Source organism: Streptomyces blastmyceticus (assembly GCF_039521185.1).
Taxonomy (GTDB): domain Bacteria; phylum Actinomycetota; class Actinomycetes; order Streptomycetales; family Streptomycetaceae; genus Streptomyces; species Streptomyces blastmyceticus.
The window spans coordinates 80,607-93,223 of the sequence record NZ_BAAABW010000036.1 but is presented as its reverse complement, the minus strand read 5'-3'; the positions used below and the strand labels follow the sequence as shown (position 1 = coordinate 93,223).

At 71.8% G+C, this 12,617-nt stretch carries 15 protein-coding genes; 9 read left to right on the top strand and 6 right to left on the bottom strand.

Translation table 11 applies throughout. The features are described 5' to 3' along the window. Positions 1 to 48 precede the first annotated feature (48 nt). Together ABD269_RS31245 and ABD269_RS31240 are read left to right on the top strand one after the other, a co-directional pair. A complete protein-coding gene (locus ABD269_RS31245) occupies positions 49 to 738 on the top strand; it encodes a hypothetical protein (RefSeq protein ID WP_301892616.1) in 690 nt (229 codons plus the stop codon). A 92-nt stretch (positions 739 to 830) separates the two neighbouring features. Beyond that, positions 831 to 1,022: a YegP family protein gene (locus tag ABD269_RS31240; protein ID WP_116213731.1), complete on the top strand. Its 192-nt coding sequence runs from the start codon at positions 831 to 833 to the stop codon at positions 1,020 to 1,022. A 56-nt stretch (positions 1,023 to 1,078) separates the two neighbouring features. Here ABD269_RS31240 and ABD269_RS31235 read toward each other — a convergent pair whose 3' ends face one another. The 3 genes from ABD269_RS31235 to ABD269_RS31225 are packed head-to-tail and all read right to left on the bottom strand — an operon-like array spanning position 1,079 to position 4,120. Continuing rightward, the gene (locus ABD269_RS31235) at positions 1,079 to 2,239 is read right to left on the bottom strand and encodes an Mrp/NBP35 family ATP-binding protein (protein WP_301892615.1); all 1,161 of its coding nucleotides are present in this window, start codon (positions 2,237 to 2,239) and stop codon (positions 1,079 to 1,081) included. A gap of 44 nt (positions 2,240 to 2,283) precedes the next feature. Next, positions 2,284 to 2,835, bottom strand: coding sequence for a DUF1003 domain-containing protein (locus tag ABD269_RS31230; RefSeq protein ID WP_344123373.1), 552 nt, complete (start codon positions 2,833 to 2,835; stop codon positions 2,284 to 2,286). Further along, positions 2,825 to 4,120, bottom strand: a complete 1,296-nt coding sequence (locus ABD269_RS31225) for a magnesium transporter MgtE N-terminal domain-containing protein (RefSeq protein ID WP_344123371.1) — start codon at positions 4,118 to 4,120, stop codon at positions 2,825 to 2,827. Before ABD269_RS31225 ends, ABD269_RS31230 begins: the two co-directional genes overlap by 11 nt. A 169-nt stretch (positions 4,121 to 4,289) precedes the next feature. Here ABD269_RS31225 and ABD269_RS31220 point away from each other — a divergent pair, with 169 nt between their 5' ends. After that, positions 4,290 to 5,030, top strand: coding sequence for a hypothetical protein (locus ABD269_RS31220; protein WP_344123369.1), 741 nt, complete (start codon positions 4,290 to 4,292; stop codon positions 5,028 to 5,030). A 20-nt stretch (positions 5,031 to 5,050) separates the two neighbouring features. Here ABD269_RS31220 and ABD269_RS31215 read toward each other — a convergent pair whose 3' ends face one another. Beyond that, positions 5,051 to 5,557, bottom strand: a complete 507-nt coding sequence (locus ABD269_RS31215; RefSeq protein ID WP_344123367.1) for a hypothetical protein — start codon at positions 5,555 to 5,557, stop codon at positions 5,051 to 5,053. A 32-nt stretch (positions 5,558 to 5,589) separates the two neighbouring features. Between ABD269_RS31215 and ABD269_RS31210 the strand changes: the two genes are divergently transcribed. Further along, positions 5,590 to 6,585 carry a DMT family transporter gene (locus tag ABD269_RS31210; protein WP_344123365.1) on the top strand — a complete coding sequence of 332 codons (996 nt, stop codon included), beginning with the start codon at positions 5,590 to 5,592 and terminating at the stop codon, positions 6,583 to 6,585. Here ABD269_RS31210 and ABD269_RS31205 read toward each other — a convergent pair. Beyond that, positions 6,563 to 7,669 carry a magnesium and cobalt transport protein CorA gene (locus tag ABD269_RS31205; protein ID WP_344123363.1) on the bottom strand — a complete coding sequence of 369 codons (1,107 nt, stop codon included), beginning with the start codon at positions 7,667 to 7,669 and terminating at the stop codon, positions 6,563 to 6,565. The two genes, ABD269_RS31210 and ABD269_RS31205, sit on opposite strands and share 23 nt — an antisense overlap. Before the next feature lie 477 nt (positions 7,670 to 8,146). On the opposite strand from ABD269_RS31205, the gene ABD269_RS31200 reads away from it, so the two are divergent. From ABD269_RS31200 to ABD269_RS31185, 4 genes are all read left to right on the top strand, one after another. Beyond that, on the top strand, positions 8,147 to 8,731 hold the full coding sequence (locus ABD269_RS31200) for a suppressor of fused domain protein (RefSeq protein WP_301892606.1): 585 nt from the start codon (positions 8,147 to 8,149) through the stop codon (positions 8,729 to 8,731). Between the two features lie 74 nt (positions 8,732 to 8,805). Then, complete coding sequence (locus tag ABD269_RS31195) at positions 8,806 to 9,447, top strand: DUF6758 family protein (RefSeq protein WP_301892605.1); 642 nt, start codon at positions 8,806 to 8,808, stop codon at positions 9,445 to 9,447. A 109-nt stretch (positions 9,448 to 9,556) separates the two neighbouring features. Continuing rightward, a complete protein-coding gene (locus ABD269_RS31190) occupies positions 9,557 to 10,420 on the top strand; it encodes a PHP domain-containing protein (RefSeq protein ID WP_301892604.1) in 864 nt (287 codons plus the stop codon). Positions 10,421 to 10,627: 207 nt separating this feature from the next. Further along, positions 10,628 to 11,233, top strand: coding sequence for a MarC family protein (locus ABD269_RS31185; protein ID WP_301892603.1), 606 nt, complete (start codon positions 10,628 to 10,630; stop codon positions 11,231 to 11,233). 98 nt (positions 11,234 to 11,331) lie between these two features. Here ABD269_RS31185 and ABD269_RS31180 read toward each other — a convergent pair whose 3' ends face one another. Beyond that, positions 11,332 to 11,484, bottom strand: coding sequence for a hypothetical protein (locus ABD269_RS31180; protein ID WP_301892601.1), 153 nt, complete (start codon positions 11,482 to 11,484; stop codon positions 11,332 to 11,334). A 162-nt stretch (positions 11,485 to 11,646) separates the two neighbouring features. Here ABD269_RS31180 and ABD269_RS31175 point away from each other — a divergent pair, with 162 nt between their 5' ends. Then, a complete protein-coding gene (locus ABD269_RS31175; RefSeq protein WP_301892599.1) occupies positions 11,647 to 12,582 on the top strand; it encodes an NYN domain-containing protein in 936 nt (311 codons plus the stop codon). The last annotated feature ends 35 nt before the right edge of the window (positions 12,583 to 12,617 follow it).

Sequence of the window (12,617 nt, the reverse complement as noted above, 5' to 3'; positions counted from 1 at the left end):
GGGGGCGGGCTCGCCCAGGACGTCGGGCAACGAGGAGGCGCCGCGCAGATGGAGACGACGAGTCGGGTAGGGGCGCAGGGACCGGCCGGCGAGACCGGTGAGGCCGCCGCACAGGATGCGGCACAGAGCGGCCCCGGTACCCGGCGGTCCGCCGACGGCTATCTGCTGGCCTCGTTCCCGTGGTACGGCCTGGACGAGGCGTACAGCGGGCCGCGCTGGCTGATGCAGGTCGGCGCCGCCGCCGACGGGACCGTGGAGCACGGTTCCACGGGCCACGGCGAGGAGCCCTCGCCGCGCGGCGAGCGGGTCGACCCCGCCGCCGAGAAGCAGCGCTTCGCCGTCGTGGTGACCGTCGCGAGCCGCCCCGTCCGGCGCAGCGCCGACGGCACGGGCGTGCTGGAGGCCACCTCGGTCTCCTCCGCCGCCTGGCTGGCCGGCTCGGGGCTGCTGTCCTGCACCTGGCCCGCGCAGATGGAGCGCGCCCTGCGGCAGGACTGGCTGGACCAGCAGACGGCCCTCGCCTGGGAGCTCGCAGACCACCTGGACGAGCCCGCCTGGTCGACGCTCTCGCTCCCGGTCGACGGGGTGCCCACCGACTTCCGCTACCGCGAGTCCGAGTACGGCTGGGTCCTCGCCGGTTCCGCCGAGGGCGTCCACCTCGGCGCGTACGGGCGGGGCATGAGCGCGTACGGCATGGGCTTCTCGGTGATCAAGGACCTCGCCGTCTACGGGAGCTGAGGGCGCCACCCATCGGGCCCACCCGAGCTGCGTGCGCCCCGGTGCCGGGCTTGAATGCCTGGCAGGGGCAGCACTCGGAGAGGTGAGACGACATGGGTGGTTCGTTCGAGCTCTACAAGGACAAGGCCGGTCAGCACCGGTTCCGCCTCAAGGCCGGGAACGGCGAGATCATCGCCGTCGGCGAGGCGTACAACAGCAAGGCCGCGGCCGAGAAGGGCATCGCGTCCGTGAAGAACAACGCCGCCGACGCGCCCGTCAAGGACCTGGAGACGGGCAAGCAGTAGCGCGTAAGGGGCGCCCTCCACGGAGGGCGCCCCTTACTCATGCCGTCGTACGGCCGTCAGAACTTGTTGCGCGGGGTGATCCCCAGCGACATCCCCGAGAGGCCGCGCTGGCGCCCTCCGAGCTTGCCCGCGATGGCCCGCAGCGCGGCGCCCGCCGGGGACTCCGGGTCCGTCAGGACGACCGGCCTGCCGTCGTCGCCGCCCTCGCGCAGCCGGACGTCGATCGGGATCGAGCCCAGCACGGGCACGTTCGCACCGGTCGTCCTCGTCAGCCCGTCGGCGACGGTCTGGCCGCCGCCCGTGCCGAACACGTCGACCATCTCGTCGCAGTGCGGGCAGGGCAGCCCGGACATGTTCTCCACGACGCCGACGATCTTCTGGTGCGTCTGCACGGCGATCGAACCGGCGCGCTCGGCGACCTCGGCGGCGGCCTGCTGAGGCGTCGTCACCACCAGGATCTCGGCGTTCGGGACGAGCTGCGCGACGGAGATCGCGATGTCGCCGGTGCCCGGCGGGAGGTCGAGCAGGAGGACGTCCAGGTCGCCCCAGTAGACGTCCGCCAGGAACTGCTGGAGCGCGCGGTGCAGCATCGGGCCGCGCCACACCACCGGGGCGTTGCCCGGGGTGAACATCCCGATCGAGATGACCTTCACGCCGTTCGCCGACGGCGGCATGATCATGTTCTCGACCTGGGTGGGCCTGCTGTCGCCCGCGCCCAGCATGCGGGGGACCGAGTGGCCGTAGATGTCCGCGTCCACGACGCCGACCTTCAGGCCGTCGGCGGCCATCGCCGCCGCCAGGTTGACCGTCACCGAGGACTTGCCCACGCCGCCCTTGCCGGACGCCACCGCGTAGACCCGGGTCAGCGAACCGGGCTTGGCGAAGGGCACCTCGCGCTCGGCCGTGCCCCCGCGCAGCGAGGCCGCCAGCTCCTTGCGCTGCTCGTCGCTCATCACGTCGAGCTCGACGGAGACCTCCGTGACGCCCTCGACGGACGCCACCGCGTTGCGCACGTTGCTCGTGATCGTCTCGCGCATCGGGCAGCCCTGGACCGTCAGATAGACCGCTACCGCGACCGAGCCGTCCGCACCGATCTCCACCGATTTGACCATGCCCAGGTCGGTGATCGGACGGTGGATCTCGGGGTCGTTCACCGTCGCGAGCGCGGCGCGGATCGCGTCCTCGCTCACGGACGTGCCGTTCGTGTCGGTAGCCATGAGAACGATGGTACGGCGCCCGAGGGGGCCTCCGGAAAGGCCCTTCAGCGGTCGCGTTCCTCACTCTCGTACGGGAATATCCGCCGCTGCTCCAGCTCCTTCACCAGATCCTGGAACTCCGAGCGGATCCAGTCCCTCGTGGCGACCTCGCCCAGGCCCATCCGCAGCGCCGCGATCTCCCGCGTCAGGTACTCCGTGTCCGCGATGGACCGTTCGTTCTGGTTGCGGTCCTGCTCCAGATTGACCCGGTCGCGGTCGTCCTGCCGGTTCTGCGCGAGGAGGATCAGCGGCGCCGCGTACGACGCCTGGAGCGAGAGCACCAGGGTGAGGAAGATGAACGGATAGTTGTCGAACCGCAGATGCCCCGGCACCGTGGTGTTCCACAGCACCCACAGCACGATGACGACCGTCATCCAGACGATGAACCGGCCCGTCCCCAGGAACCGCGCGATCCGCTCCGAGGTGCGCCCGAACGCCTCCGGGTCGTACGCGGGCAGCCAGCTGCGCCGCCGCACCCGCGGCAGGTCCAGCCGCACCCGCGGCGCGTGCGCCACCCGCTCCTTGGCCCGTTCCTCACGGCTGCGTTCAGTGCCCATCGGCGGCCTCCGGCAGATCGCTCATGCCCAGTGCACCGGAGTGCAGCTCGGTCTCCCGCCAGTCGTCCGGCAGCAGGTGGTCCAGCACGTCGTCGACGGTCACGGCGCCCAGCAGCGCGCCGCTCTCGTCCACCACGGGCGCGGCGACCATGTTGTAGGTCGCCAGGTAGCTGGTGACGGAGGGCAGCGGGGTGTCCGGCGGCAGCGGCCGCAGATCGGTGTCCACGATCGACCCGACGAGCGTGAACGGCGGGTCGCGCAGCAGCCGCTGGAAGTGCACCGTGCCCAGGTACTTGCCCGTCGGCGTCTCGTCCGGCGGCCTGCACACATAGACCTGCGCGGCCAGCGCGGGGGAGAGGTCTGGGTTGCGCACCCGCGCGAGGGCGTCGGCGACCGTGGCGTCCGGGCGGAGCACGATCGGCTCCGTGGTCATCAGGCCGCCCGCCGTCCGGTCCTCGTAGGCCAGCAGCCGCCGCACGTCGGCCGCGTCGTCCGGCTGCATCAGCGTCAGCAGCCGCTCCATGTCGTCCTCGGGCAGCTCCGACAGCAGGTCGGCGGCGTCGTCCGGGTCCATGGCCTCCAGGACGTCGGCCGCGCGCTCCTCCTGGAGCTTGCCGAGGATCTCGATCTGGTCGTCGTCCGGGAGCTCCTCCAGGACGTCCGCGAGCCGGTCGTCGTCCAGCGCCGCCGCCACCTCCGCGCGCCGCTTCGGCGACAGGTGGTGCAGCACATTGGCGAGGTCGGCCGGGCGCAGCCGCTCGAAGGTGGCCAGGAGGTTCGCCGCGCCCTGCCCGTGCTCCTCCAGCGAGAAGCCGGTCACCGCCGACCACTCCACCGTCAGCGTCTCGCCCTTGCGGCGCAGGGCCCCGCCCTTGCCCTTGCGGACGAAGACCTTGTCGATCTCCCAGTCCCGGCGGGCCGGCAGCCGGGTGATCGACACGTCGAGGACGGTGACCTCCTCGCCCCCGTCGACGAGGTGCACCCGGCGGTCCAGCAGCTCGCCGACGACCAGCGTCTCCGTGGGCCGCTGCTCGAAGCGCCGCAGGTTGATCACGCCGGTGGTGATGACCTGGCCGGACTCCACGCCCGTCACCCGGGTCATCGGCAGGAAGATCCGGCGGCGGCTGACGACCTCCACGACCAGCCCCAGCACGCGCGGCGGCCGCCCGCCGACGCGCAGCATCGCCACGAGGTCCTGCACCCGGCCCACCTGGTCGCCGTTGGGGTCGAAGACGGCCACGCCGGAGAGGTGCGAGACGAACACCCGGTGGACGCCTCCCGCCATGGCGCGTCCTCCTTCTCCGGGCTCCCGAAGGGGCGATGTCCGGTTTCAGGCTAACGTGACCGGCTTCTCCCCGGCGCGGGAGAGAGGGCCGTACGGATCCCGGGCTTCCGCCCCCGGACAGCCCGGGTACGCTGCCGTACTGCATCGGTCACAGGAGGCATGAGCAGACGTGCGAACCCGGAAGGCGGCACTCGTCGGAGCGCTCTGCGTCGGCCTGTCCGCCGCGCTCACGGCCTGTGGCAGCGGGGCTTCGGACCCCGACGCGGGCACCAACGGCGTGGGCAAGCTCGACGCGGCGAAGATCCAGGACAAGGCCCGCGAGGCAGCCCGGGGCGCGGACGCGGTCCACCTGTCCGGCAACGTCGTCAGCCAGGGCCGTACGTACAAGATCGACATGCGGCTGAAGAAGAACGGCGGGACCGGACAGCTCTCCACCGGCGCCACCGCGTTCGAGCTGCTGCGGGTCGGCGACGAGCTCTACCTCAAGGCGCCGGCCTCGTTCTGGTCGCAGGGCAGCGGCGGCGCGGCGGGCGGCAAGCTGGAGAAGAAGTATGTGAAGGTCCCGTCCGGCGACCCCTCCTACCAGCAGTTCAAGGGCTTCACCGACAAGGACGTCCTGCTGGACGGCCTCCTCGGCCTGCACGGCAAGCTCACGCGCGGCGACCACGGGACGGTCGCCGGGGTCCGCACGATCCGCGTCACCGGCGGCAACGGCAGCGGCGGCACGCTCGACGTCTCCCTGACGGGCACGCCGTATCCCGTGCGGGTGCAGCGGGCCGGCGGGGCGGGCCAGCTGGAACTGGGCGACTGGGGCCAGGACTTCGCCCTCTCCGTCCCCGACAAGAGCGCCACGGTCGACTACGGCAAGAACATCCCCACCGGCGCGGACCCGTCCTCGGGCAAGTCCTAGGCCGTCCGGTCCGGGCGCGGTCAGCCCCGGCGGCGCCGGCCGCGCAGCAGCCGCGGCAGGGCCGCGGGCATGGGCAGGCGCGTGGTGGCCGCCGTCGGCAGCGGCACCGCGGTCAGCGCCCCCGAGGGCAGTTCCACCGTCGAACCCGTCGGCTCCAGGCGGAGCACCCGGCACTCCGTGGCCCACCGCTCCTCGATCCGCTCCGCGTCCGGCGCGTTGAGCCGCTTGCCCTTGAGCTCGGCGACGGCGGACGTCCACTCCTCGCCCCGCACCGCGGGCTCGACCACCAGCGCGGTCCACGTCACCAGGCGGCCGCCCTTGTCCTTGCTGCGCACCGTCACGGTCGCCCGCGCGCCGTCCGTGAGCCCGAGGTCCTCAAGCGGCTGCTCGCCGGGCCCGCCGACGAGGTGGGCGGCACCCTCGTGCCACACGTGCCACAGCGCACGGCTGGGCCCCGTCGGACCCTGCACCCAGATGAGGCCGGACTTCTTGGTGGCCTCTTCGATCAGCGCCAGCGTCTGCGTCATAACGGTCACCTTATGCCGCCTACGCTGGACGGGTGACGACTGCCCGGACCGCCAGGAATGCCAGGACCGCCCGCAGGGGCCCCGCCGCCCCGCCGACGGCGCCCGGCCCGGGCGCCGCGCCCCCGGTCCGTACGGACGTCGTCCTGCTCGCCGTGGCCATCGCCGGGATCTCGCTCTCCGCGCCGCTCACCGCGACCATCGCCGCACCGGCCCTCGCCATCGCGTTCTGGCGCAACGCCATGGCGGTCGGTGCCCTCACCCCGCTCGCGCTCGTACGCCACCGCGGCGAGCTGCGCGGCATGGGGCGCCGGGCGGTGCTGCTGTCCCTGGCCGCGGGCGTGCTGCTCGCCGTGCACTTCGCGGTGTGGCTGCCGAGCCTGCGGATGACCTCGGTCGCGTCCTCGACCGCGCTGGTCACGACGACCCCGATCTGGACGACGCTCCTGCTGCGCCTGCGCGGCCACCGCCCGCCCGCGCTGGTCTGGGCGGGCACCGGGCTCGCCTTCCTCGGTGTCGTGATCCTGACGGGCGTCGACTTCGCGGTATCCGCCCGTGCGCTCGCCGGGGACGCGCTCGCGCTCGCGGGCGGCATCGCGGCCGCGGGGTACGTCCTGCTGGGCGCGGAGGTGCGGCGGACGGTGGGCACCGTGGCGTACACCTACGTCCTGTACGTCACGACGACGGTCCTGCTGCTCGGCACCTGCCTGCTGTCCGGCGCCTCGCTCGGCGGCTACAGCGGCGGTACGTGGCTGAAGCTGGCCCTGCTGACGGTCACCGCGCAGCTGCTCGGGCACTCGCTCATCAACCGCGTCGTCAAGGGTCTCGGCCCGTCGGTCACCTCGACGGCGATCCTGCTGGAGACACCGGGAGCGGCGCTGATCGCGGCGCTGTGGCTGAACCAGCTCCCGCCGGCGGCGGCGTACCCGGCACTCCTGGTGATCCTGGCGGGCCTGGCCCTGGTGATCAGGGGGGACCGCCTGCCTCGGGCGCGCCTGGAAGAGCCCGCTACAGCCACCCGTTCCGCTTGAAACCCCGGTGGATCGCGACACAGATCGCCACCGTCACGACCATCACCGTCGGGTAGCCGTACTTCCACTTGAGCTCCGGCATGTATGTGAAGTTCATGCCGTACACCCCGGCGATCATCGTCGGCACGGCACAGATCGCCGCCCATGACGTGATCTTCCGCATGTCCTCGTTCTGGGCGACCGACGCCTGGGCCAGGTTCGCCTGGAGGATGGAGTTGAGCAGGTCGTCGAAGGACACGACCTGCTCGTGCACGCGCGCGAGGTGGTCGGCGACGTCGCGGAAGTACTTCTGGATGTCGGGGTCGACCAGCCGCATCGGCCGCTCGCTGAGCTGCTGCATCGGCCGCATCAGCGGCGAGACCGCCCGCTTGAACTCCAGGACCTCCCGCTTGAGCTGGTAGATCCGGCCCGCGTCACCACCGCGCGAGGACCCCTTGCTGGGCGCGGAGAAGACATCGATCTCGACCTCGTCGATGTCGTCCTGCACGGCGTCGGCGACCGCGATATAGCCGTCGACGACCTGGTCGGCGATGGCGTGCAGCACCGCAGAGGGTCCCTTGGCGAGCAGCTCCGGGTCGTCCTGGAGGCGGTGGCGCAGCGCGCGCAACGAGCCCTGGCCGCCGTGCCGGACGGTGATGATGAAGTCCGGGCCGGTGAAGCACATCACCTCGCCGGTCTCCACGACCTCGCTGGTGGCGGTCAGTTCGGCGTGCTCGACGTAGTGGATGGTCTTGAAGACGGTGAAGAGCGTGTCGTCGTAGCGCTCCAGCTTGGGCCGCTGGTGGGCGTGGACCGCGTCCTCCACGGCGAGCGGGTGCAGCCCGAACTCCTGGGCGATGCCGGAGAACTCACGCTCCGTCGGCTCGTGCAGCCCGATCCACGCGAAGCCGCCGTCGGCCCGTACGCGCCGCATGGCCTCGGCCGGGCCGACGTGGTCGGCCGACCGCCTGCCGTCGCGGTAGATGGCGCAGTCGACGACGGCGCTGCTCACGGAGGGGTCCCGGGTGGAGTCGTACTCATAGGGAGTGGCACCCCGGCGCAGGGCGGGGCGGACGGCGGCACGCAGGTCGCGGATCATCGACATGGCAGGCTCCTTCACGGGCCGGCCGCCAGTCACGGGGGCGAGCGCAACGCTGCCCGGAACGTGGACGTAGTCCCGGTGACGAGGGTGTACGTCCGCAAAGCGGGCGGCGCTTCGCGTGGTGCGGTGGACTGACGGCAGTGCGCAAGAACTTCGCAGAGAACACGGAACAAAGCGAGAGAAGGCGCTCTTCCGTCAATTGCTGCGGACGCGAAAGGACTTCCAGGGAGAATCCCGGCGAATTCCGGCAAAAGCGGCCGGTTCGGGAAGTCTTCAGATCACAAGGAGCGCGTCCGGAGCGGAGGGACGGGAGAACTACCGGTACTGCACGGTCGACTAGGATCCACCGCAGCCCCACCTCCTCCGGCCGGTCCCCGCTGGGGGACGAACGTAACTCCCTGACCAGAGGCCAAGGCTAGCAGCCACTGAACCCGTCAATACCCTCCTTTGCCCGTTCGATACGCGTTCTATGCTCACTGCATGTCAGACGTTCTCGCACTGGTCGAGGCCCGGCTGCGGACAGCCCTGGGCGAACCGGACGCGCGTGCCGCGATCACCTTCCTCGGCACGGACCGGATCGAGGTTCTCCGCTTTCTCGACGGAGACGTCGTCCGCTACGCGACCCTCGGCATGTCCGCCCAGCCCATGGCCGACCCCACCGCCGTCATCGCCGACCCCCTGCGCGGCCCCCGCGCCGAGCTGGTCCTCTCCGTACGCGCCGGCCGCGCGGACACCGACAAGGTGCTCCGCCCGCTGGCCGTGCTCGCCGCATCGCCACAGGTGGAGGGGCTCGTCGTGGCGCCCGGCGCCTCGCTGGACACGGGCGAGCCGCTGTGGCCGGGGGCGTCCTTCACCTCCGTGCTCGTCGCGGAGTCCGGCGGCCTGGTCGAGGACCTCGAACTGGACGACCCGATGGACCCCGTCCGCTTCCTGCCGCTGCTGCCGATGACACCGAACGAGGCGGCGTGGAAACGGGTCCAGGGAGCGGCCGCGCTGGAGGAGCGGTGGCTGCGGCACGGCACCGATCTGCGTGACCCACTGCGGCCCGGGGTGCCCCTGGGGTGACGCTCCGGGGTGTCGGCGTCCGGACGGGTGATCGTCCTTGACGCGGCGGCGGCCTCGGAGGACCGTTGGGCCTTATGAGGGGCGAACCCAGTTGCCCGAAGTGCGGAGGCCGGGTGCGCGCGCCCGGTCTCTTCGCCGACTCCTGGCAGTGCTCCGTGCACGGCCCGGTGCACCCCTTGCAGCCGGTCGTTCCGCCGAGCGTCGAGGCGCTCGCCGTCGTCGTGAGCCGTGCCCGGGTCCCGGTGTGGATGCCCTGGCCGCTGCCCGTCGGCTGGCTCTTCACGGGCGTGGTGTGCGCGGGCGACGACCGCAGCGGCGGCCGGGCCACCGCCGTCGCCTGCTCGGGGCCGAGCCCGCTCGGCGGCCCCGGCGAGCTGTTGCTCGTCGCAGAGGAGCTCGGCGTCGGCCTCGGCGCCCGCTATGCCGGCATCGACGGCCCCGACCCCGGCCCCTATATCTCCGTCGACCGATCCCCCCACGCCAAGGTGCACGCCGCGGGCCGCCCCACCCCCCTCTGGCACGTCGACGGCGCGCCCGAGGACCGGGCGGTCTTCGCGGGCGAGGCGCGCGGGCTGTGGCTGTGGGCGGTCGTCTGGCCGGAGCGCTCGGGGCTGCTGATGTACGACGAGCTGGTGCTCACGGATCTGCGCGAAGCGGGCGCGGAGGTGGAACTGCTGCCCTGCGGGGCGCTGTCCCCGCGCCTGCTGGCGCCCTGAGACGGCCCCGCGGACGTAAGCGATCTCATAAGCCCGCGGGGGCCGGAGACTTCCGGTCGCCGGTTATCCTGAACCGGTCCCGTCCGTACCACTGCCAGGAGTCCGAGTCGTGCGCATCGATCTGCACACCCACTCCACGGCATCGGACGGTACGGACACCCCCGCCGAGCTGGTCCGCAACGCGGCCGCCGCCGGGCTGGACGTCGTCGCGCTGACCGACCACGACGGAGTCGGCGGCCACGCGGAGGCCATCGCGGCACTGCCCGCCGGGCTGACCCTGGTCACCGGCGCCGAGCTCTCCTGCCGCTTCGCGGGACCCGACGGCTTTGGCGTCCACATGCTTGCCTACCTCTTCGACCCGCTGGAGCCGGAGCTCGCCCGCGAGCGGGAGCTCGTGCGCGACGACCGGGTGCCCCGCGCCCGTGCCATGGTCGGCAAGCTCAACGAGCTGGGCGTGCCCGTCACCTGGGAGCGCATCACGGAGCTCGCCGCGGGCGGCGCCGTGGGCAGGCCGCACGTGGCCAGCGCCATGGTCGAGCTTGGCGTGGTCGACACCGTCTCCGACGCCTTCACCTCCGACTGGCTGGCCGACGGCGGCCGCGCCCACGTCGAGAAGCACGAGCTCGACCCCTTCGACGCGATCCGCCTGATCAAGGCGGCGGGCGGCGTCGCCGTCCTCGCGCACCCCTTCGCGATCAAGCGGGGCAACTGCGTCTCCGAGCGCGGGATAGCCGAGCTGGCCTCGGCCGGTCTCGACGGCGTCGAGGTGGACCACATGGACCACGACGCGCCCACGCGCGCCCGGCTGCGCGGCCTGGCCGCCGACCTCTCCCTGCTGGCCACCGGCTCCAGCGACTACCACGGAAGCCGCAAGACCTGCCGGCTCGGTGAGTTCACCACCGACCCGGAGATCTACGGCGAGATCACCCGCCGGGCCACGGGCGCGTTCCCCGTCCCGGGCGCCGGCGGCTGACCCCTCCCTCTTCCCGGCCCCTCCGGGCCGCGCGCGTGCCGTCCGCACGTGCGTGACCGTGCCTCCGTACGCCCCTGAGCACCTCTGCCGTGCGACCGGCGCGTACCGCTCGTACGCACTCCTCCTCCCACCGCCGTGCGCTGCCCCGCGCCCGCGTCCGCTCCCTCACCCCAGCTCCTGCTCGCACCACTCTCGCAAGGCCTCACTGTGTTCGACTTCGCTGTCTTCGGATCCCTCTTCCTCACGCTCTTCGTGATCATGGACCCGCCGGGGATCACCCCGATCTTCCTCGCGCTCACCTCCGGCCGCCCGGCCAAGGTCCAGCGGCGCATGGCCTGGCAGGCGGCCGCGGTCGCCTTCGGCGTCATCGCCGTCTTCGGCATCTGCGGCCAGCAGATCCTGGACTACCTGCACATCACCACGCCCGCGCTGATGATCGCGGGCGGTCTGCTCCTGCTGCTGATCGCGCTGGACCTGCTGACGGGCAAGTCCGAGGAGCCCACGCAGACCAAGGACGTCAATGTCGCGCTCGTCCCGCTCGGCATGCCGCTGCTGGCCGGGCCCGGTGCGATCGTCTCGGTGATCCTGGCCGTCCAGCACGCGGACTCGGTCAGCGCCCAGATCTCGGTGTGGGTCGCCATCGCCGCGATGCACGTCGTGCTGTGGCTGGTGATGCGCTATTCGCTGCTGATCATCCGGGTCATCAAGGACGGCGGCGTGGTGCTGGTGACGCGGCTCGCGGGCATGATGCTCTCGGCGCTGGCCGTCCAGCAGATCATCAACGGCATCACCCAGGTCATCGCCAACCGCTGACCGCCCGGGCGCCGCACCCGGCGCGGCTCACCCGCAAACGCACGACACCCCCGTACGGTCCCGTACGGGGGTGTCGTGCACGTGGGAGTGCTTGCGCACTACCGGGCCGCGGTGTGGGCCGGGCGGATGTAGATGCGCTGGCCTGTGAACGCGGCCTGCTGCACGATCCTGTTGACGGAGGCGGCGTCCACGACGGTGCTGTCGACGGCGCTGCCGTCGATGTCGTCCAGGCGCATGATTTCGAAGCGCAAGGCTTCTCCCTTCGTCTGATCCTCCTGAGGAGAACTCCATGAGTAGGTGAACTAAGTCGCGACAGTGCGACCTGCTCACATACGTGTCCAACGAGGTGATCACTTCAAACATTCCCTACGCTAAGGAAATTTTTAACGTGACTAATTACTGAGAGCTCGCACATGACCGATCACCCCGCCGCACACCCCCCGCAGACCCCGGACCTGGCCGCGATCACCGCGGGCATCGAGCGCACCAATGAGCTGCTCAACCGCGTCCTCGCCGAGGTCGCCACCACCCCCTCCACCCATGCGATCTTCGTGGACGCCGGCTATGTCTACGCCGCAGCGGGCCGGCTCGTCGCCGGCACCGAGGACCGGCGGGCCTTCGACCTCGACTCCGAAGGGCTGATCGAGGCGTTCATCGACAAGGCCCGCATGATCTTCCCCGACAGCAGGCTGCTGCGGGTCTACTGGTACGACGGCGCCCGGCGTCGCATCCACACCGCCGAGCAGCAGAGCATCGCCGAACTCCCCGACGTCAAGGTCCGCCTCGGCAACCTCAACGCCAACAACCAGCAGAAGGGCGTCGACTCCCTCATCCGCAGCGACCTCGAATCCCTCGCCCGGCACCGCGCCATCAGCGACGCCGCGCTCATCGGCGGCGACGAGGACCTCGTCTCGGCCGTCGAGGCCGCGCAGGGCTACGGCGCCCGCGTCCACCTCTGGGGCATCGAGGCCGTCGGCGGCCGCAACCAGGCGGAACCCCTGCTCTGGGAGGTCGACAGCCAGCGCACCTTCGACCTCGACTTCTGCAAGCCCTACGTCGCCCGCCGCGCCGTCCCCGAGCCCTACGGCGAGGCCGCCCACCAGGCGCCCGCCCCCAGCCGCGACGACGTGCGCTTCGTCGGCGCCCAGGTCGCCGCCCAGTGGCTGGGCTCCCGCGGCCGCGACACCCTCGCCGAGCTGCTGCCCGGCCACCCCTACCTCCCCGGCGCCGTCGACCAGGAACTCCTGGTGGAGGCCGAGGCGCTGCTCGGTCTCTCGCTGCGCGGCCACGCGGACCTGCGCCGGGCGCTGCGCGACGGATTCTGGGACCACCTGGGCACCCAGTACTGAACGTACGGAACCAGCGTGACGCGTGCGCGTGCCGG